Source organism: Flavobacterium hydrophilum (assembly GCF_003202405.1).
Lineage (GTDB): Bacteria > Bacteroidota > Bacteroidia > Flavobacteriales > Flavobacteriaceae > Flavobacterium > Flavobacterium hydrophilum.
Map to the genome: position 1 here is coordinate 337268 of NZ_QJHL01000004.1, position 24599 is coordinate 361866.

24 protein-coding genes are annotated in these 24599 nt (G+C 32.9%); 12 read left to right on the top strand and 12 right to left on the bottom strand.

The features are described from left to right. Positions 1 to 8: 8 nt before the first annotated feature. The 10 genes from DMB68_RS17015 to DMB68_RS17060 all read left to right on the top strand — a co-directional run bounded on the left by DMB68_RS17015 (position 9) and on the right by DMB68_RS17060 (position 10997). Positions 9 to 1427, top strand: a complete 1419-nt coding sequence (locus DMB68_RS17015; protein WP_110347835.1) for an HmuY family protein — start codon at positions 9 to 11, stop codon at positions 1425 to 1427. Positions 1428 to 1698: 271 nt separating this feature from the next. Next, entirely contained in the window at positions 1699 to 3051 is a 1353-nt protein-coding gene (ffh, locus tag DMB68_RS17020; RefSeq protein WP_110347836.1) for a signal recognition particle protein, read from the top strand. Positions 3052 to 3185: 134 nt separating this feature from the next. Then, positions 3186 to 4067 (top strand): bifunctional 5,10-methylenetetrahydrofolate dehydrogenase/5,10-methenyltetrahydrofolate cyclohydrolase, encoded by an 882-nt coding sequence (locus DMB68_RS17025; RefSeq protein ID WP_110347837.1) that lies wholly within the window; start codon positions 3186 to 3188, stop codon positions 4065 to 4067. Positions 4068 to 4284: 217 nt separating this feature from the next. Beyond that, positions 4285 to 5211 carry a magnesium transporter CorA family protein gene (locus DMB68_RS17030; protein ID WP_110347838.1) on the top strand — a complete coding sequence of 309 codons (927 nt, stop codon included), beginning with the start codon at positions 4285 to 4287 and terminating at the stop codon, positions 5209 to 5211. Positions 5212 to 5409: 198 nt separating this feature from the next. Then, positions 5410 to 6024 (top strand): hypothetical protein, encoded by a 615-nt coding sequence (locus tag DMB68_RS17035; protein ID WP_110347839.1) that lies wholly within the window; start codon positions 5410 to 5412, stop codon positions 6022 to 6024. Between the two features lie 3 nt (positions 6025 to 6027). Then, on the top strand, positions 6028 to 6318 hold the full coding sequence (locus DMB68_RS17040; RefSeq protein WP_110347840.1) for a winged helix-turn-helix domain-containing protein: 291 nt from the start codon (positions 6028 to 6030) through the stop codon (positions 6316 to 6318). A 58-nt stretch (positions 6319 to 6376) separates the two neighbouring features. Continuing rightward, a complete protein-coding gene (locus DMB68_RS17045) occupies positions 6377 to 7762 on the top strand; it encodes a DUF4153 domain-containing protein (protein WP_110347841.1) in 1386 nt (461 codons plus the stop codon). A 260-nt stretch (positions 7763 to 8022) separates the two neighbouring features. Next, the gene (locus DMB68_RS17050) at positions 8023 to 8490 is read left to right on the top strand and encodes a hypothetical protein (RefSeq protein WP_110347842.1); all 468 of its coding nucleotides are present in this window, start codon (positions 8023 to 8025) and stop codon (positions 8488 to 8490) included. A gap of 31 nt (positions 8491 to 8521) precedes the next feature. Then, positions 8522 to 10258, top strand: a complete 1737-nt coding sequence (locus DMB68_RS17055) for an ATP-binding protein (RefSeq protein ID WP_110347843.1) — start codon at positions 8522 to 8524, stop codon at positions 10256 to 10258. Further along, positions 10251 to 10997: a LytR/AlgR family response regulator transcription factor gene (locus DMB68_RS17060; RefSeq protein ID WP_110347844.1), complete on the top strand. Its 747-nt coding sequence runs from the start codon at positions 10251 to 10253 to the stop codon at positions 10995 to 10997. Before DMB68_RS17055 ends, DMB68_RS17060 begins: the two co-directional genes overlap by 8 nt. Positions 10998 to 11070: 73 nt before the next feature. On the opposite strand, the gene rluF is transcribed toward DMB68_RS17060, so the two are convergent. From rluF to DMB68_RS17085, 5 genes are all read right to left on the bottom strand, one after another. Further along, positions 11071 to 11883, bottom strand: a complete 813-nt coding sequence (gene rluF, locus DMB68_RS17065) for a 23S rRNA pseudouridine(2604) synthase RluF (RefSeq protein ID WP_110347845.1) — start codon at positions 11881 to 11883, stop codon at positions 11071 to 11073. A gap of 166 nt (positions 11884 to 12049) precedes the next feature. Then, complete coding sequence (locus tag DMB68_RS17070; RefSeq protein WP_110347846.1) at positions 12050 to 12397, bottom strand: antibiotic biosynthesis monooxygenase family protein; 348 nt, start codon at positions 12395 to 12397, stop codon at positions 12050 to 12052. A gap of 82 nt (positions 12398 to 12479) precedes the next feature. Next, a complete protein-coding gene (locus DMB68_RS17075; protein WP_110347847.1) occupies positions 12480 to 13331 on the bottom strand; it encodes an alpha/beta fold hydrolase in 852 nt (283 codons plus the stop codon). A gap of 54 nt (positions 13332 to 13385) precedes the next feature. Continuing rightward, positions 13386 to 14165 (bottom strand): zinc ribbon domain-containing protein, encoded by a 780-nt coding sequence (locus DMB68_RS17080; RefSeq protein ID WP_110347848.1) that lies wholly within the window; start codon positions 14163 to 14165, stop codon positions 13386 to 13388. A gap of 3 nt (positions 14166 to 14168) precedes the next feature. Beyond that, complete coding sequence (locus DMB68_RS17085) at positions 14169 to 15263, bottom strand: Nif3-like dinuclear metal center hexameric protein (RefSeq protein ID WP_110347849.1); 1095 nt, start codon at positions 15261 to 15263, stop codon at positions 14169 to 14171. An 88-nt stretch (positions 15264 to 15351) separates the two neighbouring features. Here DMB68_RS17085 and lpxK point away from each other — a divergent pair, with 88 nt between their 5' ends. Continuing rightward, the gene (gene lpxK / locus DMB68_RS17090) at positions 15352 to 16389 is read left to right on the top strand and encodes a tetraacyldisaccharide 4'-kinase (RefSeq protein ID WP_110347850.1); all 1038 of its coding nucleotides are present in this window, start codon (positions 15352 to 15354) and stop codon (positions 16387 to 16389) included. Here the strand turns inward: lpxK and DMB68_RS17095 are convergent. The 3 genes from DMB68_RS17095 to lipA form a co-directional block, all read right to left on the bottom strand. Continuing rightward, positions 16367 to 18253 (bottom strand): tetratricopeptide repeat-containing hybrid sensor histidine kinase/response regulator, encoded by a 1887-nt coding sequence (locus DMB68_RS17095; RefSeq protein ID WP_110347851.1) that lies wholly within the window; start codon positions 18251 to 18253, stop codon positions 16367 to 16369. The two genes, lpxK and DMB68_RS17095, sit on opposite strands and share 23 nt — an antisense overlap. 26 nt (positions 18254 to 18279) lie before the next feature. Continuing rightward, positions 18280 to 19278 carry a type I glyceraldehyde-3-phosphate dehydrogenase gene (gene gap, locus DMB68_RS17100; RefSeq protein WP_110347852.1) on the bottom strand — a complete coding sequence of 333 codons (999 nt, stop codon included), beginning with the start codon at positions 19276 to 19278 and terminating at the stop codon, positions 18280 to 18282. Between the two features lie 62 nt (positions 19279 to 19340). Continuing rightward, a complete protein-coding gene (lipA, locus tag DMB68_RS17105; RefSeq protein ID WP_110347853.1) occupies positions 19341 to 20207 on the bottom strand; it encodes a lipoyl synthase in 867 nt (288 codons plus the stop codon). Positions 20208 to 20437: 230 nt separating this feature from the next. Between lipA and DMB68_RS17110 the strand changes: the two genes are divergently transcribed. Beyond that, entirely contained in the window at positions 20438 to 21319 is an 882-nt protein-coding gene (locus tag DMB68_RS17110; protein ID WP_110347854.1) for a M48 family metalloprotease, read from the top strand. A gap of 61 nt (positions 21320 to 21380) precedes the next feature. On the opposite strand, the gene DMB68_RS17115 is transcribed toward DMB68_RS17110, so the two are convergent. The 4 genes from DMB68_RS17115 to DMB68_RS17130 form a co-directional block, all read right to left on the bottom strand. After that, complete coding sequence (locus tag DMB68_RS17115) at positions 21381 to 21761, bottom strand: PH domain-containing protein (protein ID WP_110347855.1); 381 nt, start codon at positions 21759 to 21761, stop codon at positions 21381 to 21383. Between the two features lie 182 nt (positions 21762 to 21943). Next, the gene (locus DMB68_RS17120) at positions 21944 to 22786 is read right to left on the bottom strand and encodes an energy transducer TonB (protein WP_110347856.1); all 843 of its coding nucleotides are present in this window, start codon (positions 22784 to 22786) and stop codon (positions 21944 to 21946) included. A 158-nt stretch (positions 22787 to 22944) separates the two neighbouring features. Beyond that, positions 22945 to 23496: an RNA polymerase sigma factor gene (locus DMB68_RS17125; RefSeq protein ID WP_110347857.1), complete on the bottom strand. Its 552-nt coding sequence runs from the start codon at positions 23494 to 23496 to the stop codon at positions 22945 to 22947. Then, positions 23487 to 24593, bottom strand: a complete 1107-nt coding sequence (locus DMB68_RS17130; RefSeq protein ID WP_110347858.1) for a glycosyltransferase — start codon at positions 24591 to 24593, stop codon at positions 23487 to 23489. The genes DMB68_RS17125 and DMB68_RS17130 overlap by 10 nt, the downstream gene beginning before the upstream one ends. Positions 24594 to 24599 lie beyond the last annotated feature (6 nt).

The window sequence follows — 24599 nt, forward strand, 5'->3', positions numbered from 1 at the left end:
TAAATCCCATGAAAAAAAACTTTATCTTAATTCTTTCTTTTGTATTACTTGTTTTTGGAGCTTGTAATAACGATGATAATGTAGTTCAGGAAAATGCAGTTGCATTTGCAGCAACATCTCTAAACCTTACTGCAGCAACAACTCCAATCGAAATTAAATTTGCTTCTCCAACAGCTTCAGCTGGATCATTAACATTAACTGTTACTCAAACAGCTGTAGCCAATGGTACAGATTTTACTACTTTGCCTGCAATAACGGCAAATACAGTTGTAATTCCTTTTGCAAAAAATGTTTCATCTGTATCTTTTACTTTCAATAAACTAATTGATGCTGTTGAAGGACAAGTAAAAAATGTTGTTTTTACTATAATAAGTGCAACGATTGATAATACAATTATCACAGTTAGTGAAAATAAATCTATTCAGGTTAGTTTTAACGAGACTGCTTCTTTAGGAAGTTCTTTGTCTCCTGAAGTTGGTGGGCCATTAGAGCCAAATCAAGTTTATGTTGATTTGAGTAGTGGAATGATGACAAAAGCAGTAAGATCTTCTTGGGAATTAGGGTTTTATTCTGGAACTGAATTTAGAGTTGCATTAAACAGTTCTATAAATATGGCAGCGAAAGAATTGTCAACTACTAACATTGATGAAGTTCAGGTTGAAGATAATTCTATGATTATTTCTCAAGGAAGTGGAGTTGCGACCCAAATTGATGATCCAACAGGTGACATCTTAAAAACTGCGATTGCAGAAGTTTCAGCGACAGATGCTAACAATAAAGTATATTTAATATATTTAGGAAATGCTACAGCTGCAGCAGATCCTGTTTTAGGAAAAGAAGGTTCAGTTGGAGGAGCAGCAAGAGGATGGAAAAAAATTAGAGTTTTAAAAAGTGGAAATGATTATAAAGTTCAATATGCTGATATAGCCGCAACAACTCATGAGGAAGTTGTAGTAAGTAAAAATACAGCTTACAACTTTACGTTCTTTAGTTTACTAGATAAAAAAACGGTAAGTGTTGAACCTCAAAAAGTACAATGGGATATCAATTTCACAACGTTTACAAATATTATTCCTGGTGCTACAGCGACTCCATATTTCTATCCAGATTTTGTTTTGAGTAATTTAAAAGGTGGAGCAAAAGCATATCAGGTTCTTGTTTCAGATGCTGTTACGTATGATAATTTTACATTAGCAAGTGTTGATAATGCTAAATTTACTGCAGACCAGAGAAATATTGGATCTAACTGGAGGGGAACTAGTGCTACTGTAGGCGGAACAACAGTTTCACAGTTTGTTCTTAAAACAGATCGCTTCTTTGTTATAAAAGATCCAGCGGGTAATATTTATAAATTAAAATTTACAGGTGGAGCATTAGTTAATCTAGAAAGAGGACATCCAACATTCCAATATGCTATCTTGAAATAAAAATAATACTAATAACCTCGGATATTATTATTCGAGGTTCATTCTCAGATAAACAATATTTAACTTTTCAATTAGTTAATAACTTGGTTTTTTTATTTTTTTTTGATAGAGGTTAGAGTTTTTTCTAGCCTCTTTTTTTATGAATTTATAATTCATTTTCATAAATACGATATGCAAACATTACTAATTAAAACTTTAAACCTTTGCACCTCTGAATCTTTGAAACTTTCTAACTTTGTTCTATATTTGCAACTTCAAAAAAAACAATACTATGTTTGATAATTTAAGTGATAAATTAGATAAAGCGTTCCATATATTAAAAGGACACGGTAAAATTACAGAAGTAAACGTTGCCGATACCTTAAAAGAAGTTCGTCGTGCGTTACTTGACGCCGATGTTAACTTTAAAATTGCAAAAGATTTTACTGCAAGAGTAAAAGAAAAAGCAATCGGTCAGGATGTATTAACGACCCTTCAGCCAGGTCAACTATTGGTGAAGTTGGTAAAAGATGAGCTGACTGAATTAATGGGAGGCGATGTTGCCGGTGTAAACCTTTCAGGAAATCCAACAGTGATTTTAATGTCAGGATTGCAAGGTTCGGGTAAAACGACTTTCTCTGGAAAATTAGCTAATTTTCTAAAAACTAAGAAAAATAAAAAACCACTTCTTGTAGCGTGTGATATCTACCGTCCTGCGGCGATTAATCAGCTTCATGTTGTGGGAGATCAAATAGGTGTTGAGGTGTACTCAGAACCGGAAAATAAAAATCCTGTAGAAATTGCTCAAAACGCAATCAAACATGCCAAAGCAAACGGTTTCAATGTGGTTATCGTCGATACAGCAGGACGTTTAGCAGTAGATCAGGAAATGATGGACGAAATTGCTCGTGTTCACAAAGCAATTCAGCCTCAGGAAACCTTGTTCGTTGTCGATTCTATGACAGGGCAGGATGCTGTAAATACTGCAAAAGCTTTCAACGATATCCTGAATTTTGATGGAGTTATCTTAACGAAATTAGACGGTGATACGCGTGGTGGAGCAGCGCTTTCCATCAAATCGATTGTAAACAAACCAATTAAATTTGTTGGTACCGGAGAAAAAATGGAAGCTATTGATGTTTTCTACCCGGAACGTATGGCTGAGCGTATCTTAGGAATGGGAGACGTTGTGTCTCTTGTTGAAAGAGCTCAGGAACAATTTGATGAAGAAGAAGCGAGAAAACTTCAAAAGAAAATCGCTAAAAACGAATTTGGTTTTGATGATTTCCTTACGCAGATTCAACAAGTTAAAAAAATGGGTAACATGAAAGACCTGGTTGGAATGATACCAGGTGCTTCAAAAGCCATGAAAGATGTTGAAATCGAAGATGATGCTTTCAAGCATATTGAAGCGATTATTCACTCAATGACACCGGGAGAAAGAAGCAAGCCCGCCATTATCGATGTAAAAAGAAAAGCCAGAATCGCTAAAGGTTCGGGAACTAAGGTTGAACAGGTAAATCAGTTAATGAAACAGTTTGACCAAATGAGTAAGATGATGAAGATGATGCAGGGACCGGGCGGAAAAAACCTGATGAAAATGATGGGCGGTATGAAAGGAATGCCAGGCGGAATGCCGAGATAAATAAAATTTGTTTAAGGTTTAAAGTTTCAGGTTATTTGAAGTTTTAGACCTTAAATTTTATAATAAAATTGATTAATAAAAAGAGTTTCTGCATTTAGAAACTTGAAACTTTAAACTTGAAACCTTTTAAGAAAATGCAAATACTAGACGGTAAAAAAACATCTGAAGACATTAAAAACGAAATCGCAGCCGAAGTTCAATCCATAAAAGCAGCAGGAGGAAAAGTACCTCATTTAGCAGCAGTATTAGTTGGAAATAACGGAGCAAGTTTAACTTACGTGGGAAGTAAAGTAAAATCCTGCGAGCAAATTGGTTTTGATTCCACTTTAGTAGCTTTGCCTGAAGATATTACCGAAGCAGATTTATTAGCAAAAATTAAAGAACTAAATGAAGATGACAACCTGGACGGCTATATCGTTCAGTTGCCATTGCCAAAACATATTGATGAAGAAAAGATTCTTTTAGCAATTGATCCGGACAAAGATGTAGACGGTTTTCACCCGACAAACTTTGGAAGAATGGCTTTAGAAATGGAAACATTTATTCCCGCAACCCCTTTCGGAATCATGCAATTATTAGAGCGTTATAAAGTTGAAACTGCTGGAAAACACACTGTAGTTATTGGTAGAAGCCATATCGTAGGCCGTCCAATGAGCATTTTGATGAGCCGTAAAGGAAATCCTGGAGACTCAACAGTTACTTTAACACACAGTCGTACTAAAAACTTAGAAGAATTCACTAAAAATGCTGACATTATCATTACCGCTTTAGGAGTTCCTGAATTTTTAAAAGGAGATATGGTAAAAGACGGCGTTGTAATTATTGACGTTGGAATTACCAGAGTTGACGATGCTTCCAACTCAAAAGGATATGTGATTAAAGGCGACGTTGATTTTGATGAAGTAAGTAAAAAAGCATCTTTTATCACACCTGTTCCGGGAGGAGTAGGACCAATGACAATTGCGATGTTGCTTCAAAATACACTCTTAGCTAGAAAAATCAGAAGCAGAAAATAATATTTCATAGAATTCATAAACAAAACCCATTCACACGAATGGGTTTTATTGTTTTAATATTTAATTAATAGTTTAAAGTTTTGGTTCTTAAAAATAAAAGATACTTTTGCCACACTAAAAAAACACTTCTCCAAATGGACGATTATTATTCGTTAGTATTAAATTAAAGTAGCTTTTGAAATCTTTCAAAATGCTGCAATAACACCTGTATTTTGAAATGAAAGCCTTTTACACAAACAATAACGGATTAATTGAAATCCCAAAATGGACTCCAAACTGCTGGATTAATATAGAATCTCCAACAGCAGTAGAAAAAGCATATTTACTACAAGAACTTCAAATTCCAGAAGCATTTTACAACGATATTGAAGATATTGACGAAAGACCCCGTATCGAAATCGAAGATGGATGGACACTAATTATTATGCGCGTTCCGATAAAAAGTAACGACATTAAACTACCTTTTCAAACTATTCCGCTTGGGATCATTTTTAGAGACGATATCTGCGTTACGATTACTTTTTATAAAACAGAAATCATCTCAGACTTTGTTTTATACTCTCAACGAAAAAATATTGAAATCAAAGACAACCCGGATTTGGTTTTGCGATTGTTGCTTTCATCCAGTGTGTGGTACTTAAAATATCTCAAACAAGTCAATCAAAAAATAAAACTGGCCGAAGATAATTTGGAGAAATCAATCAAAAATGAAGAATTGCAGGCATTGCTTCAAATCGAAAAATGTCTGGTTTTCTTTATTACATCGCTAAAAGCAAATGACGTTTTATTCCATCGAATTAAAAATTTAAAAGCACATAAGGCAAATTACGATTTGGATTTATTAGAAGATGTTGAAATCGAGTTGAGCCAGGCGCAGGATACAGCCAATATTTATAGCAACATCCTAACCGGAATGATGGATGCCTACGCATCTGTAATCTCAAATAACATGAACAATATCATGAAGCAGATGACTTCAATTTCTATTATTTTGATGATCCCAACTTTAATAGCAAGTCTGTACGGAATGAATGTACCAAATGGGCTGGAAGAAAGTAAATTTGGTATCTGGATTCTACTTTTTGTTTCTGTTGCTTTGTCAGCTTTAGGAGTGTTTTTATTTAAAAGAAGAAGATGGTTTTAATGAGAATTTAAAAATAAAATATATAAAGGCCTGTTCATTTGAATAGGCTTTTCTGTTTTATATACTTAGGTCGTGACCGTATTTGCTAAAGATCTGCATTCCTGTAGAAATAATTTTCTCATCAATAAAAATAAAATCGGATTTTTATATTGTCATTTCAAAATAAAACATAACTTTGCAACACAAAGTACTTTATTTATGAATCAGCAGCACCAGGAAGATTTAGCACATATTCGTTCAATGATGGAACGCTCTTCAAGATTTATATCCTTAAGCGGACTCTCAGGAGTTTTTGCAGGTTTGTCAGCTTTGATAGGAGGATTGTATGTTTATCAGTTGTTTAAAGCCAACGGAATGGATTATTTAAATGACGAGCACAGGTTATATTCGACCAATCTGGTTTCAGAATTATTTTGGATTGCGATTATAATTTTAGTCAGTGCATTTGCATTCGGAATCTTTTTTACCATTAGAAAAAGTCGAAAATACAATTTACCAATCTGGACCTCTGCGACAAAAAAAATGCTGTTCAATCTCGCGGTTCCGCTTGTGGCAGGAGGAATATTTTGTCTGGCATTACTCTATCACGGATATTTTGGTCTGGTTGCGCCATCTACTTTGATTTTTTACGGGCTTGCTGTTATAAATGCTGAAAAATATACTTTTTCAGATGTTAAATATTTAGGTTTTTGTGAGCTAATTTTAGGATGTATTTCTCTTTTTTATATTGGATATGGTTTGATTTTTTGGATCATAGGCTTTGGTATTTTACATATCTTGTACGGACTAATCATGTTCAAAAAATACAAATAACCAATGGGAATCATTGATAAATTAAATAAAGATTTTGAAAGCCGCGTCAGATTGGGGATTATGTCCGTTCTGATGGTCAATGAATGGGTTGATTTTACCGAAATGAAGACTTTATTGAATATCACAGACGGTAATTTAGCCAGCCATTCATCGGCACTTGAAAAATCGGAATACATTGAAGTAAAAAAAGAATTTGTTGGTAAAAAACCAAAAACTTCTTATCAGGTGACACCGCTTGGACGTGCCGCTTTCAAAGAGCATTTATCGTATCTTGAAAAATTAATGAAACCGTAATAACTATATTTTTTTGTCTAATAACTTTGAAAAACAAAGTACTTTTAAATTAATTGAAATGAAAAAACTACATTTTATTTTAGTCAGCAGTTTACTATTTACGCTGCTTTTTTACAAACAGGAATTAGGTGTTAACCTTGGTATCTTCGGATTAGCACTAACGGCCTTAATTTGCTATTTCTTCCAGGATCGGTTTACCCACAGGTCACATTTGATTTTGGTGATTACCTCGATATTGTCTTGTTATGCTTTTGCCTGGTATGGTGATTTTGCTTCTTTTTGGGCTTTGGCATTGTCGCTGGTCTTTTTGCAATTCAAAACACAGGAGCCTAAACTTAAATTGCTTCAGGTATTTCCACTGATATTCGTAAACGGAGTTGCTTCTTTAGGGCGTATCTTAATGTTTAGCCAATACCTTCCGAAAAGGAAAGTAAATAACGGTTTTGCCAAAAAACTGATTGCCTATTTTATTATTCCGGCAGTATTTCTGGGATTGTTTTTTATTGTTTACTCTTTCGGAAGCAACCACTTTTCCTCTCTGTTTACAGACTATGAGTTAGATCTTGACCTCTGGCAGCTTTTAGTAATTAGCGTTTTAGGATTTTATATTTCATTCAATTTTTGGAATTACTGGATTCCTGAAGTATGTTACGAAAAAAATCAGCTGTTGGACAATGATTTTAACGATGAAATTAAAACTCAAAACGAAAGTTCTTTTTCGTTTCTTGATATTGACTTCGAAAGAAAAAGCGGCGAGATTACTTTAGTACTTTTAAACATACTGATTTTGGTCTTTATTGCTACATACAATTACGAGCAGTTTTTTGAAGCTGTCCAAAAAACAAACCTGAGTTCAGATACTCACGAAAGGGTAAATTCAGTTATTTTCTCAATTATTATGGCTGTTGGAGTAATCTTATTTTACTTCAAAGGCGGATTCAATTTCGATATAAAAGCAACAAGTTTAAAGAAATTAGCCAAAATCTGGATTGTCCTGAATGGTATTTTGATCTTAAGCACGATTGTTAAGAATTCAGAATATGTTGCATTTTTTGGATTAACATACAAAAGGCTGGGTGTGTATGCATTCCTGATTTTAGTCACGATTGGTTTAGTTTACGCTTTTCTAAAAATTGTTAGACAAAAAACAAATGCCTACCTTTTTAACCAAATGGTCTGGTATTGCTACGGACTATTGTTATTGTGCAGTTTTGTCAATTGGGGAAATCTGATTACCACTTATAATATCTCGGTAAACAAAGGAGTCGAACCGGTATTTTTAAGTGATTTAAATTTTAATGATGAAGTGAGAAGGGAATATTTTTTAAAGAATAATTTGAATGGTAAGGTCAAAGAAGCAGCAAGAGAATACGAGATTGATTCTTATCAGCAAAAATCGTTTTTATCAAAACCACTGTATTATGCTTTTTTGAAAGATAGATAGTTATAAGAAACTAAATCCTGCTTTATTTTTATGGAGTAGGATTTTTTGTATAAAATATTCGTTTTTATTGTAAAATACAATTTTTTACTTGATAAAAAGCAAATAATAACGTTGAATGAACAGGTAAGCAAAAGTTATTAAGAAATACTTTGTTATATTTGGCATCTGTAATTTTCTGATTCTGTCAGTTAAATATGCCTTAATTAGTAAAATTATATGAACTAAAAAATATTTATTAATTTAACCTTAAAATTATTACCATGGAAAAAACTACTCTTTATTCTCCAACTGAAAAAATTTATCCACCTGGAGAACTTTTACCAGTAAAATTAGACCCAGATAGTGTAGGAAAGATAAAATTTCCTGAAAGAACAAATAGAATGCTTTTATCTCCACTTGTTGAAGCTTATTTTACCAAAGAGAAACAGCTTCTTGTTAGAGCGGTTGTTTTTATTGCCAAAAAAGAAGAGGAAAATTTAGATTTTCGTATTTATCAAAATTGTTACATTGATCTTGAAGGGAAGCCACAATTGCAATTTTTTGTTGCTTATGATTTAGTAGAAACAAAAGAAACCACCTTTTTTGTTTACGAAGTCGCTTTTACAGTTAGTAGCATACCATATGGACCTGATGCATTGTCTAAAATAAAAACAATTGAAACTTTCCTTTGGGATATAGATCCGGTAACTTCAAGAGGAACCGTAACTGTAGTTCAGGACGGTAATTAAAATGAACGTTAGTTTCTTTTTGTTAAAGATAATGATTAAAATTAAATCTTTATTTTTAGTACTGATTTGTTTTCCTGTTCTTGTTTTTTCTCAATTGAAATCAAATAGTAATTTATTCAGATTTGAAATTAAAAATAAGGCAAAAGAATTCAATAAGGAAATAAATTTTAATAAAGCCCAATATTTTTTTTTAGAAAGCAACTGGGATTCTACATTAGTATATTCCATGAAGCAATTAAGTAGTTCCGATAATAAAGAATTAAATGATTTTTGCCATTATTTTAGAGCAACAAGTTTCAACAAAAAAAAACTATTTAATGAAGCTAAAAAAGAATTTGATTTAATTTCATCGAAGTTTAGATTTTACTACAAAGTTAAATTAACCCTAGGTGAAATTGCATTAAAGCAAAATGAGTTTCAAAAAGGACTAGAATATTTTGAAGAAATTGAGAATCTCCCCAATTCATTTGAATATGATTTAAAAAGTAGCACAGTCTTGCATAATATAGGTTTATGTTATTTACATCTTAAAAAAAATGATGAAGCAGAAAAATATCTATTCAAGGCCTCTACTTTGCAAGAAATGGATAAAGACACTTTGTTGCTTATTGGTTCGTATATAGATATAGCCAATTTATACTATGAACAATATAAGGATAATCAGGCAATTCCTTACTTTAAAAAAGCATATGAGTTATCAAAAAAAGTAAAATCATTTGATTTAAAAATTGCGGCAGTACTTAATATGGCTGTAGTAGAAGAAAACAGAAAAAACTTCCCATTAGCCTTAACGTACAGAAAAGAATACGAAATCTGGAAAGATTCTCTAAACGACCAAAATAAAGTTTGGGCAATTGCAGATCTGGAAAAGAAGTTTGCCATTAAGCAAAAACAAAAAGAAGTAGACGTTCTCGCTGCAGAGAATAAAGCAAAAATAGCCGAAAGAAATGGGTTTCTCATTTCTTCGGTTTTATTGTTTGTACTGTTGGGTACCGGAGTTTATTTTTACCGGCAGAAAATCAGGAACAATAAAATCATCTTAGCGCAGAAAAACGAACTGGATGAACTGAACGCAACAAAAGACAAATTGTTTTCGATTGTGAGTCATGATTTGCGTTCTTCGGTAAATGCATTGAAAGTGAGTAATAGTAAACTTTTAGACAATCTGGAAAGTAAAAACTATACGGAACTTGATGTTTTACTGCACAAAAACAGTTCAATTGCAAGCGGAGCATACAATTTATTAGACAACCTGCTTAATTGGGCTTTATTGCAGACCAAACAAGCTTATTTTTATCAGGAATCTTTACATCTCGCTTCAATTGTACAGCATGTAGAATACAATTACAAACCGTTGATGTTAAACAAAAACATCAATTTCAAAAACAATGTTGCTACAGCAGATCATGTATTTGCAGATCTCGATTCGCTTAAAATAATAATCAGGAATTTTTTAGACAATGCTATTAAATTCTCCAAAGAAAACGGAACGATTTCAATCTATTCACGTCCTTCATCAGAAGAGTTTTGTTATTTAGTGATTGAAGACACCGGATTAGGAATGAACGAATCAACGAGGAAGGAATTATTAAAAGAAACTATTTTGCTTTCTAAAAAGCAAAACGATGATATAATAGGAACGGGATTAGGAATGCAGTTATGTAAAAGCCTGATTCGAAAAAATGAAGGAAAACTCGATATAGAGAGTGAAGAAAATGTTGGAACCAGGATCATCATAGCGTTACCAAAGTTTAAAAATCATGGATAATATAAATGTTCTTATTGTCGAAGACACACCCGAAGAAAGCGACGCACTGGTAAAAGTGCTTTCTGAAAATAATTATAATATTGTTGGCGTTGCCCGGACTCATCAGGAGGCACTGACCCTATTTTACCAAAACACAATCGACATCGTGGTTATCGATGTTTTTCTGGACGGCAAACCGGACGGAATCACCTTTGCCGAAACCATTAATATTGTGCCTAACGGACAAAAACCATTTGTTTTTTTAACCAGTTCTAAGGATCGTCAGATTTTCGAGAGAGCAAAACTTACTAAACCTTTTAGTTTCTTATTAAAACCTTTTAATGAACTTGAAATTTTGTATGCACTGGAAATGGCTGTAGAGAAATTTTACGAGCAAACGAATGTTTTTCACAGCGAAGATCAAAATACGGTCATAAGCAGTGATTCACTTTTTATTAAAAAAAACAAAGTTTTAAAGAAAGTTCAAATCAAGGATATTTTATACATTGAAGTTGAAGACCGTTATTGCAATATTATTACGGACGCAGAGAAATTTGTTATTTTAATATCCTTAACCAAAATTATTCAACTGCTGGATGCCGCTAAGTTTTGCCAAACGCACCGAAATTATATAGTAAACCTTAGTAAAATTGAGCAGATAAATGTAAATGACAATCTGATCATTCTGAAAGGAAATCATAAAGTTACTTTGAGTGACAAGTATAAAGACTTCGTAAAAAACTTTCGTATTTTAAAATAAGATAACTGCTTTCGAAAATATTTAAAATTAAAAATCCTTCAGATTTCTGAAGGATTTTTGTTTATGATAAAAATCAATAATCACCTTTTTTCTTAAATCGGGGATCGTGTTTCGAAATAAATTCGGTTCTTCTTTTTGGAGTTTCCGGTTTTGGAAAACTTGCTTCTTCAGTTTTGCTTGAAGGTTCAATTAACTGATTTAATTCTTTGATTTCAGCATCTGTCAAATCTCTGTAACGGCCAACGGGAACATCCAGTGAAATATTGATAATACGGATACGTTTTAGTGCCGTAACTTCATAGCCTAAATACTCAGACATTCTTCGGATTTGGCGGTTTAAACCTTGTGTCAGAATGATTTTGAAAGTGTATTTGCTAATCTGCTCTACTTTACATTTTTTGGTAACAGTATCTAAGATCGGAATACCATTTCCCATACGTTGTATAAAACGTTCCGTGATTGGTTTGTTTACCGTTACGGTATATTCTTTTTCGTGATTGTTTCTGGCACGTAAAATCTTGTTTACAATATCACCGTCATTCGTCATGAAAATTAATCCTTCACTGGCTTTGTCCAATCTCCCAATCGGAAAAATACGTTTTGGATAATTGATATAATCGACAATGTTATTTCTAACTTCTAAATTAGTGGTGCATTCAATTCCGGTTGGTTTGTTGAAAGCCAGATAGATCATTTTTTCGTGTTTTTCAACGATTAGTTTTCCGTCTATGCGCACTTCGTCATCCGGTGAAACTTTGGTTCCCATTTCAGGCACTGCTCCGTTTATGGTTACACGTCCTTCTTCAATGAGTTTATCCGCTTCCCGACGAGAACAATAACCTGTTTCTCCAATGAATTTATTAAGGCGTTTTAGATTTTCTTCCATAATGCAAAAGTAGTCAAAAATTAGACTTCTTAGATTTTTAGATTGTTAGACTTTTAGATTGTTAGACTTTTAGATTTTTAAAACTAAAAATGAATTTTTAATTTTAACCTCAGAAACTCAGAAAAAAAATCTTTGTTTCTTTGGGTCTTTGCAACTTTGAACCTTTTTATTTATCATGAAAGCCTGAGCTGTCTTTTGGAGTTTCCTTGCGGTCAAACATCCCATAATCACGAACTACAGAGGCAATTCTTAAATGATAGTCTTTAAAAATTTCATTTCTGCCTTTGGACTGAGCATGACGGTGCATTTCGAGATTTCTCCATTGCTGAATGCTTTCTTCGTCTTTCCAGAAAGACAAGGACAAGACTTTTTCGGGATTGCTAAAACTCTGGAATCTTTCTATCGATATGAATCCTTCAATATGATCTAATTCAGGTCGCAAGCTTGCGGCAATATCAAGATATTCTTCTTTTTTTCCTTCGTTCGGAATAACTTCAAAAATTACGGCTATCATAATTATTTAGATATCTTAGATTATTAGATTATTGGACTATTAGATTTTTTTAGAAAATAGTAAAAGAACTTAGATTTTTAACTTAAGATGAAAATAAAAATTCAATCACTTTCTGATATAATTCATCATCGTGCATTCCGTGACCTAATCCTTTAGTTTCGACAAACTGACTGTTCTTCCAATTACTGGCGATTTTTTTACCTTCTTCAAAAGCAACAATCTTGTCCGAAGTATCGTGTGCAATCAGCCCCGAAACATTAAATTCTGAAGCAAATTTTTGTCCGGAGAAATCTTCTAGTTTAAAATTGAAATGGGTTAAAAAACGGTTTTCTAATAACGAATACATTTTAGTATTTAAACTCAGCATGGAAACGTAATTGTCAATCAACGTTTTTAAATCTGATGGTGCTCCTAAAATAACCATTTTATTGATACTGGTATTAGGAAATAGATATTGATGATAAACGCAGGCAGCACCGCCAATAGAATGACCAATAATAATATTGGGTTGATATTTTTCTACTGCCTTATTGATGAACTCGGCATAAAGCGGTACATTAAATTCTTTCCCGCTGCTTTGTCCGTGGGCAGGTCCATCAATAGCAATAATCGTGCTTCCTGATTTCTGAAGATAAGGCAGCGTTTTTTTCCAGCGTGAAGAATTGCTCTCCCAGCCATGAACGAGTAAAATTTTGGTTTCATTCCCTTTCCATATGTAGGTTTGAAAATGATGTTCGTTATGGTGAAACGTTTCTGTTTCCGTGTTTCTTAAAATTTTGGGCAAACTTTCTTTTAGTAATCTGCCATCTCTTGGCTGACTGAAAAGTGCGTATGAAAGTTCGACAGCTTTTTGCGGACGCACATAACTCAGGAAGTTAATGTATTGGCCAACCGATTTTAATGTAATAAAACGAATTCCTTTTTTGAGTCCCAAAACCAGCAAATTTTATTGTAAAAAAAAGTCCCGATGTTGATCGGGACAATTTATTTAGATTTTAGCGAACAATTGTTCCATTTTTTCTTTCTCTTCATCAGCCAGTACGCTGTCGACTAAGATTCTTCCTGAATGCTCATCAGTGATGATTTTCTTTCTGGAAGCAATTTCTACCTGAGTCTGTGGCGGAATCGTGAAGAATGATCCTGCAGAAGCTCCTCTTTCGATAGATACTACTGCTAAACCATTACGAACACTACTTCTGATTCTGTTGTAAGCAGCTAATAATCTAGCTTCAATTTGCTCAGAAAACTCCGCAGATTTCTCCGTTAAGAAGATTTCCTCTTTTTGAGTTTCAGACATAATAGCATCCAATTCAGATTTTTTATGCTTCAAATGGTTGCTTTTAGCTTCTAATTTTTCTTTTAAATTAGAGATAACTTCTTTCTTATGCTCGATAGAAGCTTTCATTTCTTTGATTTGCTTTTCAGCCAATTGAATTTCTAATTCCTGAAATTCAACTTCTTTGGTCAAAGAATTAAATTCTCTGTTATTGCGAACTGATTCTTGTTGTTTTGTGTATTTTTTGATAACCTCTTTGTGCTCTTCAATAGCGTTTTTCTTAGTTTTGATAAGATCCTCAACTACTTCAAGTTCACTTTTAAGTTTTTCTGAACGAGTGCTTAAACCTGCAACTTCATCTTCTAAATCTTCAACCTCTAATGGAAGTTCCCCTCTTACGTTTCTGATTTCGTCAATTCTCGAGTCAATAAGCTGTAAATCGTATATTGCTCTTAACTTGTCCTCAACACTTAATTCTTTCGTATTCGCCATATTCTATAAGTACTTAACTGGATTTGTATTTTCTTCTGATAAAATGATTGCAAAATTAAGGATTTTTTTCCTAAGATAATCAACAATATAATTTTTTGTATAGCGTTCGCTCTCAAAATGACCAATATCGGCTAAAAGTAGACGATTTTCGGCTTCATAAAACTGATGGTATTTTAAATCAGCGGTTAAAAAAACATCAGCGCCAGACTGAATTGCATTTTTGATGGCAAAACTTCCTGATCCTCCCAAAACAGCAACCTTCTTTATTTTTTTTCCTGTAAAGGCTGAATGACGAATACCATCGGCAATCATTTTGTCTTTTACGAAATATAAAAAGTCTTTTTCATTCATTTCAGAATCCAATTCACCAATCATCCCTAAACCAATATTTTGATGAGAATTTTGAAGATCATAAATTTCATAAGCTACTTCTTCATAAATATGATTTGCAAAAAGTGCTTTTAAGATTCTGGATTGTAAATGTTTTTCAAAAGTAACTTCGATTTTTATTTCTTCAGTTTGGGTTAATTCATCACGTTCTCCAATTACGGGATTGCTTTCAGAATTGCCTTTGTAAGTTCCAATTCCGTTCGAATTAAAACTGCAATTATCATAATTGCCAATAGTTCCTGCACCGGCATCAAATATCGCCTGACGTACTTTTTGCGCATTCTCAGGAACTGTATAAGTCACTAATTTTTGAATGAAATTTTGCTTCGGAATCAAAACCTTAATATTGATTAAACCTAAAGCATCACAAAATATTTTGTTTACGCCTTGCGAATGATTGTCTAAAGCAGTGTGAACGGCATAAATAGCAATGTCGTTTTTGATGGCTTTTAAAATGGCGCGCTCAACATAATTCTTGCCTGTAATTTTTTTGATTCCGGAGAATAATATCGGATGAAAACAAACTACGAAGTTGCAGTTTTTAGTGATTGCTTCTTCAATTACATTTTCCAAAGCATCGTGGCAGACCAAAACTCCGGAACTTTCTGTTTCTTCATCACCCACTAAAAGTCCAACGTTGTCAAAATCTTCGGCATAAGCCAAAGGAGCCATTTCTTCGAGAACTTCTATTATATTTTTGATTTTCATTTTCTACTTTTGTTTCAGATTTTAGGTTTCATGTCCTGTATACTTGAAACCTGAAACAAATTAACGAAAAAAATTATACTTTCGTAAAATGAATGTACTTCGAAAAATACTTTTCCCATTTGCCATTTTATACGGATTCATTACTACAATTCGGAATTTTCTTTTTGATAAAGGGATTCTGAAATCTACTTCATTTGATGTTCCGGTTATAGCTGTAGGAAATCTAAGTGTTGGTGGAACCGGTAAAACTCCTCAAATTGAATATTTAATACGGTTATTGTCGGATAATTACAGAATAGCAACATTAAGTCGTGGTTACAAGCGTAAGTCTGAAGGTTTTGTTTTGGCAGATACAACTTCTAATGCCGATATTTTAGGTGATGAGCCTTTTCAGTTTTATCAAAAATTTACAAATATTCAGGTTGCTGTAGATGCTAATCGAACTAACGGAATTACACAATTGCTTTCGCAGGCAATAAAACCTGAAATTATTTTATTGGATGATGCTTATCAACATCGAAAAGTAAAAGCAGGGTTTTATATTTTACTGACTGCGTTCGGTGATTTGTATGCGGATGATTTTATGCTTCCAACAGGAAATTTACGGGAGAGCAGGAGTGGAGCTGAAAGAGCAAATATTGTTGTAGTTACAAAATGTCCTAAAAATTTGTCTGATGAAAAGCAGGAAGAAATTCGTTTGAAATTAAAGTTAAACTGTTCACAGCAAATTTATTTTACTTTTATAGATTATGATAATACAGTTTATGGTCAGGATGAAAAAATCGATGTAAAAGATATTAAATCAGAAGCTAAAATACTTTTGGCCGGGATTGCAAAACCCAAACCTTTTTTTGATTTCCTAAAAAATGAAAAGGATGAATGTTTGACTTTTCCTGATCATCATCATTTTTCTGACAATGATTTAAATGAAATTCAAAACAAGGCTCAAGATAAAAAAATCATTACAACCGAAAAAGATTATGTTCGTTTAAAAGATACTGAGATCACTTCGAAATTGTTTTTTTTACCTATAAAAAGTACTTTCATCAATCATCATAAAAATTTTGATTCCACTATTTTGGAATATGTGAAAGGAAATTCATTTAATCAAAAAACTGAGCAATAGTGTTGTAGAATATTTCAGGAACAAAAGGTTTTGTAATGACATCATTCATTCCAAAAGATAAAAGCTGTTCTCTGTTTTCGTCTAACGAAATGGCGGTAAGGGCAATTATTGGTGTCGTTTTATTGAATTCCCGAATGAGCTGTGTAGCTGTTGTACCATTTATACCTGGTAAATGAACATCCATTAAAATCAAATCAAAACTTTTTGTTTTTAATAATTCGATTGCTTCTTCACCATTGTCAAGTATTTCGCAAAAAATGGATTTATTTTCGAGCATTTTTCGGGTAATCATCTGATTGATTTTATTGTCTTCGATCAATAATATGAGTTTGTTTTTTAATTGGTCGTCATTATAAGGTTGAGTTTCCTCAGTATTTTTAGAAATGTTTTTACTAATGTCGAAGTTTAATTTAAAACTGAAAGTAGAACCTTTACCAACTTCACTTTCTAAGTGGATTTTGCCTCCTAATAAGTGAATGAGTTTTTTTACAATCGTAAGTCCTAAACCTGTACCTCCATATTTCCGATTTACTTCTACAGAACCTTGTGAAAAACTTTCAAAAACTTTTTTCTGCTTGTCTTTTGCAATTCCGATTCCGGTGTCAGTAATCTCAAAATAAACTATTGCCTGTTCATTTTCCAGAGCGTACAGTTTGGCAGTAACAGTAACTTTTCCGTTCTGGGTAAACTTTAATGCATTGTTAATTAAGTTCAGGATTATTTGTGAAAGCTTAGTGGTGTCGCCAATTAAATTATCAGGGATAGCATCATCTATTTCCAACAGAAAATGATTATTGTTTGCTGCGGCTAATTCTTTTAAAGAATTCTGAATATTGTTAAGTAAAGCTTTTAAGTCGAAACTGATTTTTTCTATTTCAATTTTACTGGAATCGATTTTATTTATTTCAAGTATTTCATTGATAAATGTAGTGAGGTAATTTCCTGAGAATTTCAATGAATCTAAATATTTTAGTTGAGATTCTTTTGGGTTTTCTTCAAGTAATAAATGTGCAATGCCGTTAATCGCATTTAACGGGGTCCGGAGTTCATGGCTTACTGTAGATAAAAACTCGGTTCTGGCTCTTGAAGCTTCTTCCGCTTTGTTTTTTGCTAAAATAAGCTCTTTATTTTTCTCTTTTAGAACTAAATTATTTTGATTCCTAATAACATTGTTTTTGTAGAGAGCCAGACTCAATAAGGATAAAATAGAAATAAGTGCAATAGCTAAAATGCTGATTAATTTTGAATATCGATAGGTTTTAACCTGGGCTTTTTCTTCACTTTTTCTTCTTTCTTCATTTAAAAGATGAGTTTCATTGATTTTTTTATATTTATCAGAATTGAATTTACTGTTTTTTAATTTGAGAATATTATGTTCTATTTGATGATGTTCATTGAGATAACTGTAAGCGCGTTCGTATTCTTTGTTGTTTTTATAATATTGGCTTATTGCTAATATTATATTGGCTTTTTGGTTTAAATTTTGAATTTTTGCATTCGAATCAAGAGCATTATTAAAGTGTAAAATAGCAGAATCATTTCTCTTTAATTGTGTTTCTATTAATCCAAGCTGATAATAGGATTCTGATTTGATAGCTAGAGTTTTGGTGTTGTCTGGCCGTTGAATTATTTTTTTTAGTGTTTGGGAAGCTAAATCGTAATTTTTTAGGGATTTTAATTTCATCGCTTTCTGAAAATTCAAATATTCATAAGAATTTCTAAAATTCGTTTTGTCAATAACCCTAAGAGCTTTTTTATTGGTGCTGGCTAATTTGTTATAATACAAAAGACTATCTGTATCCGGCTTAGTTTGCGAATACAAAAAGGTGGAAAAAAAACTGATAAAAATAAAAAGATATTTCATGCTGTAATACTTTTTATAATGGAATCCTATGTTTTTTTCATCAGCAAAATTAAATCGATAAGCCTTGATGAGTAGCCTATCTCGTTATCATACCAGCCAACCACTTTTACCATTTTATCAATGACAGAAGTCAGTTGAGAGTCGAATAGGCATGAATTTGTATTGCCTATTACATCTACTGAAACGATTGGGTCTTCTGTGTAATCTAATATGTTTTTTAAATATGTTTTTGATGCATTCTCAAAAGCATCATTAATTTCTTCAATAGTCACAGCACGTTTTACATTGAACGTAATGTCTGTTAAAGATCCATCCGGAACCGGGACACGAATACCACAGCCTCCAATTTTTTGATGCAGATTAGGGAAGATTTTTGTGAGTGCTTTTGCTGCTCCGGTTGTTGTTGGAACAATTGATTGGCTGGCTCCTCTTGCTCTTCTTAAATCTTTATGTGGCTGATCGTGTAAGCTCTGATCAGTCGTATAAGAGTGAATTGTTGTGATGTAAGCTTGTTCAATACCACACAATTCATCAATTATTTTGATCATCGGAGCCGCATTGTTTGTTGTACAGCTTGCATTGGAAACAATTTTTTCGCTTCCGTCTAAAATCCCTTCATTTACTCCTAAAACAACAGTTTTTATGGTGTCTACTTCAGAAGGAGCAGAAAGAATTACTCTTTTGGCTCCTGCTTCAATATGTGCATTTAACTCTTCGTGGGTTTTATATTTCCCCGTTGATTCAATTACAAAATCTATATTCTGGCTTTTCCAGTCTAAATTGGAAATCTTATTTTCGTGAAAAAACAAATAATGTTTTCCATCAACTATTATGCTTTCCTTATCATGAGACACTGCAAAAGGCAAAACTCCATGAATGCTGTCGTATTTTATTAAATGCGACATTGTTTTGTTATCTGCAATATCATTAATTGCGACTACTTCAATTTCAGGATGGTTTAAAAGTAGTCGAAATAAATTTCTTCCAATTCTTCCAAAACCATTTATAGCAATTCTAGTTTTCAATTTTTTAGTCTGTTAATTCATTTAATCGGTTAAACAAATTAACGATTAACCGAATAAGCTTTTTATAATATATGTTTTTGTGCTTTGTAAGAGGAACGAACAAGTGGGCCGCTCTCTACATGACGGAATCCCAGTTCAAGTCCAAATTTTTCATATCTGGCAAATTGATCCGGAGTGATAAACTCTTTTACAGGTAAATGTTTTTTACTTGGCTGTAAATATTGACCAATAGTTACTACATCAACATTTGCATTGCGTAAATCAGTCATGGTTTGAAAAACTTCTTCTTCTGTTTCTCCAAGTCCTAACATGATTCCTGATTTGGTTCTGTTGATTCCTTTTTCTTTTAAATAGCGTAACACTTCTAAACTGCGGTCATATTTTGCCTGGATGCGAACTTCACGGGTCAGTCTGCGAACAGTTTCCATGTTGTGGGAAACAACTTCCGGATTTGCTTCTACAATTCGGTCAAGGTTTCTTTCTATTCCCTGAAAATCAGGGATTAAGGTTTCAAGAGTAGTATTAGGATTCATTCTTCGGATTGCTTTTACAGTTTCAATCCAGATAATAGAACCGCCATCTTTTAAATCATCTCTGTCTACACTGGTAATTACGGCATGCTTGATATTCATTATTTTAATAGAACGGGCCACTTTTTCAGGTTCGTCCCAGTCTACAGTTTCGGGTCTTCCGGTTTTTACACCGCAAAAGCCACAAGAACGGGTACATACATTTCCTAAGATCATAAAAGTTGCCGTTCCTTCACCCCAACATTCCCCCATGTTAGGGCAACTTCCTGAGGTACAGATGGTATTTAGACTATATTTATCGACCAAACCACGAAGTTCAGTATATTTTTGACCAATAGGAAGCTTCACTTTCAACCATTTAGGCTTCCCGGTTGGTATGTTTTCTATTGCGGTTTCCATACATTAAAATTGAACTACAAATATACGTAAAGTTGTAGAAGTTAAGGTACTGTCTAATTACTATCTTGTCGAGTTTATTGGTTAATTATCGATAATTTGTTAATTTTATATGATAAAACTGATGTCAATTTGAATAATAGAACAAAGATGTTGTTTTTTAACGCTTAAATAGGATAAAAAATAACCGTTTATATAAGTATATTTGTCTTGTTATTTTAAATTAAAAAAGGATGAAAAATAAATTTATAGTTTTAGGAATTCTATTTGCTTCTTTGAGCTTTACAAAAGTGCAGGCACAAATTAATTTTGGAGAAAAAGCGATAGGAGCAGTTCAAAAAGGTGTGGCTAGTTTTACTCTGACAAATGCAGATGCAGCTAAATTATCTAAAGAAGCTGTAGATAAATTAGATGCTGAACACGAAGTTGCCGGGCCAAATGATCCTTACACTCTAAGATTGAACAGGCTTTTTGGAAAACATACTTCTGGTGAAGGTTATACTTTAAACTATAAAGTGTATAAGATAAAAGAAGTAAATGCGTTTGCAACGGCAGATGGCAGTGTTCGGGTATATTCCGGATTAATGGATATTATGGATGATAATGAATTACTGGCTGTTATTGGTCATGAAATTGGTCACGTTGCTAATAATGATTCCAGAGATGCTATGCGTGCTGCTTATCAAAAAGAGGCTTTGCTTGATGGAGTTTCCTCACAATCTGCAACCATTACAAGTATCACGGATAGTCAGTTAGGGAAAATTGGAAGTGCTATGATTGACAGTAAACATAGTCGTAAACAAGAAGCCGAAGCTGATTTGTTTGCTTATGATTTTATGAAGAAAAATGGTTATAATGTTAATGCTGAGGAATCTGCATTCCGAATTTTAGCCAAAATGAGCGAAGGTGCACAAGCTTCTTTTTTAGATAAGATGATGAGTTCGCATCCGGATTCAAAACAAAGAGCTGAAGATGCAAAAAAGAGAGCTGAAAAAGACGGTGTGTATAAAGCATATGTTCAACAAAAAATAGACAATACAGCGCCAGTAGTTAAGAAAACAACAGCTACAAAAAAAACGACCACAAAAAAAACAACTACTACTAAAAAGAAATAATTGTTTTTAAATTAAAACAATGCCCGACAAGTTTTAAACTTGTCGGGTTTTTTATTTGAAATTAACCCAAAACGTGATGTGCCAATACTTTTTGTACATCATATACGTTTACTGATTTATTAAATTGTTTAACAATACTCGGTTGTTGTTCACTTGAAATCCAGATTTTTAATTCGGCGTCAAGTTCAAAAGTTCCTGCAGTTTCAACACTAAATCGGGTAATACTTTTGTACGAAATTGATTTGTATTCCGTTTTACTGCCTGTTAAGCCTTGTACATCAACTAAAATCAATCTTTTATTAGTGAAGATAAAAGTGTCACGAATTAATTTAAAACCCATTTCGATTTCTTCATTATCGGTTAAAAGCTGTCCGTATTTTTTAATTAAATCTTCCTGACTTACTGAACCGGCATTGCCAAGAATAGCTGAAAATATTCCCATTTTTTATTTTTTAATATTGTTACAATTAATTTGTTTTTATAAACAGTTGTAAAAGTAATTAAAATATGAAAGAATGTATTTTTTTAATGATTAAGAAGTTAATTTAAGTGTGATTTTATTATAAATAATTTAAATAAAAGGTATAAAAAAAAGCAGAACCTAAATTCTGCTTTTTCGTTTAATTATTCCATTTCTGTTTTTATCGTTATCGGGAGATTGTAGGCTGTTCGTACAGCTTTTCCGTCTAATATCCCGGGAGTCCATTTCGTTTTTAGTGATTTCAGAACGCGTATCGCTTCTTTTCCTAATCCGTAACCAGGATCGTTTTTTACTGTAATATCAGTCATAGAACCATCTTTTTCGATTACAAAGGAAACATATACTTTTAATGTTTTTTCAGTATCCAGTTCAGGTCTGTTGAAGTTGTTTCCTACGTAAGTGTAAAATTTGCTCATTCCTCCTGGAAATTCAGGCATTTTGTCTAATATAGCACTGTTTACTATGGTACTTCCAGTTCCGCTGTCAACTCCTGAGCCAGTGCCTTCTCCAGTCCCGCTACCCCCGCTTGTTGGTAATGCATTAACGGCAGTTCCTGTTCCATCTGAGGTATTGTCTGAAGTAGGAACGTTGTGTGAATTAGGAGCAATAATCTCAGGTGTAGCTTCATGAGTCGATGCTACTACAGGATTTGTTAATTGTACTTCAGTTGTTGCCGGAGCACTTTCCTGCATAGGTGGAGCAATTGGTTCTTCTGTTCTCGGCTGCACAATTTCCTGATCTATATTTACCGGAACTATTGGATCATCAAAAATTGTTGGTGGTGCTATTACTGTATTCGCAGATCTGAATTTGTTGATTACAACAGATGCAGTTCCTAATGTAGCGATTATTAGCAACGCTGTAAAAAGTGCGGTAATTGAATTTTTGGAACTTTCCTGACGTAATTGGTACGCGCCGTACTCTTTGTTTTTGTTCTCGAAAACAAGATCAGTCCATTTGGTTTCGTAAAGGCTTAATTTAGACATAGTAATTAGATTTAAAAGGTTAAGTAACATTAAATCATAAGCATGACAGATTTTTAGTTTTAACTAACAACGAAAACAAAGAACTTTTGGTATGTGGGATGTTTATTTTTTTAAGAATAAAACTGTAGATATCTTATTCTTATTCTAAAGATAGTGAATTATCTATTCCGTTCGATAATTTCTGCCAATAATTTTTTAGCACGAAGTAATTTTACTTTTACATTGCTTAAAGGCTCATCTATCTTGAGTGCAATTTCCTGATACGTCATTTCCTGAAAATAACGAAGCTGAATCACTTCCTGATAGTGGGGTTTTAATTCTTTGATGCACAAAAGCAAACGGGATAAATTTTGCTCCTTAATCAATGCATCTTCAGCAGATGGAGTAGGGTCGGCAATGTTGTATGCCTGTTGATCTTCGTTGTCTGTGATTTCTATAAAAAGATTTGTTTTCTTTTTGCGCAGCAGATCAATATAAACGTTTTTTGCAATACTTATTAACCAGGTATTAAATTGAAATTCCGGGTTATAAGTTGCAATTTTGTCGAAAGCTTTTGAGAAAGTTTCGATAGTAATGTCTTCGGCTACAGTTTCATTTTCAGTACGTTTTAGCATAAACCCGTACACTTCGTTCCAGTAAAAATCTAATAAAAAAGTAAAGGCGATTTGATCGCCTTCTTTTGCTTTTTCTATTTTAGAATTTATTTCCAATTTACTGGTTTTGAAAAAATATTAGTAATAAAGATATTAATTTGTGTGAATATGACAACGATTTCAATAACAGGAAACCAAATTTTTAAATCATTTTCTTTTAATTTACCTGCTGAGAATCCAATTACAATCCAGGCAATCGTATAACGGGTTGCTAATAATGCCAATACAGCAATCCATTGGAATTGGAAAGCCAATAAAAGGATAACTAATAAAAAAAATAATAATTGTGAGCTGTAAAAAAGTCCTAATTGAATTTTGTCAAAAAACTTATAGTAATTTGCTGTAGCGACGTGTCTTCTTTTTTGAGTAAACCATTCTCTGTAGGTTTCTTTTGGTTTTGAATAAGTGAAACTTTCAGGGCTATATGCAATTGTAGTGTTTGCCTTGTTTGCCGCCTGATTTACAAATAGGTCATCATCACCGGAACGAATCTGAATGTGATCTATAAAACCATTTACATTAAAAAATTCTTCTTTTTTATAAGCTAAATTTCTTCCAACACCCATGTATGGAAGTCCGGTTTTTGCCCATGAAAAATATTGCATAGCGGTAAGAACAGTTTCAAAACGAATAATTTTATTCAATAAAGAACGCTCTATTTTTTCATAACCTCCATAGCCTAATACAATAGTTTTATTGAGTGTAAATTGCGAAGTCATGGCAGTAATCCATTCTTTTGAATTTGGATAGCAATCAGCGTCTGTAAACAACAAATAGTCTTTTGTTGAAGCTTTTATACCTAATGTTAAAGCATATTTTTTATTTCCCCAAAATGCTTCGTTATTTTTTACTTTTACTAATCGGATGTTTGAATATTTTTCTTCAAATTCTTCAAAAACTTCTAATGTCTCATCACTTGAAGCATCATCAATTAAGACAATTTCAAAATCAGGATAATTTTGCTCTGCTAATAGTGGGATGTATTTTTTTACGTTTTCTTGTTCGTTTTTTGCACAGACAATTACAGAAACCGGAAGTTTTTTTGGCGTAATAGTTTGAGGTTTACCGAAAGCGAACTTTCCAAAAATCCCTAAGTAGTAAAAAATTTGTATGAATACAACGGCAATAAAAAAGTAAAGTAAAAGTATAAGCATTTGATT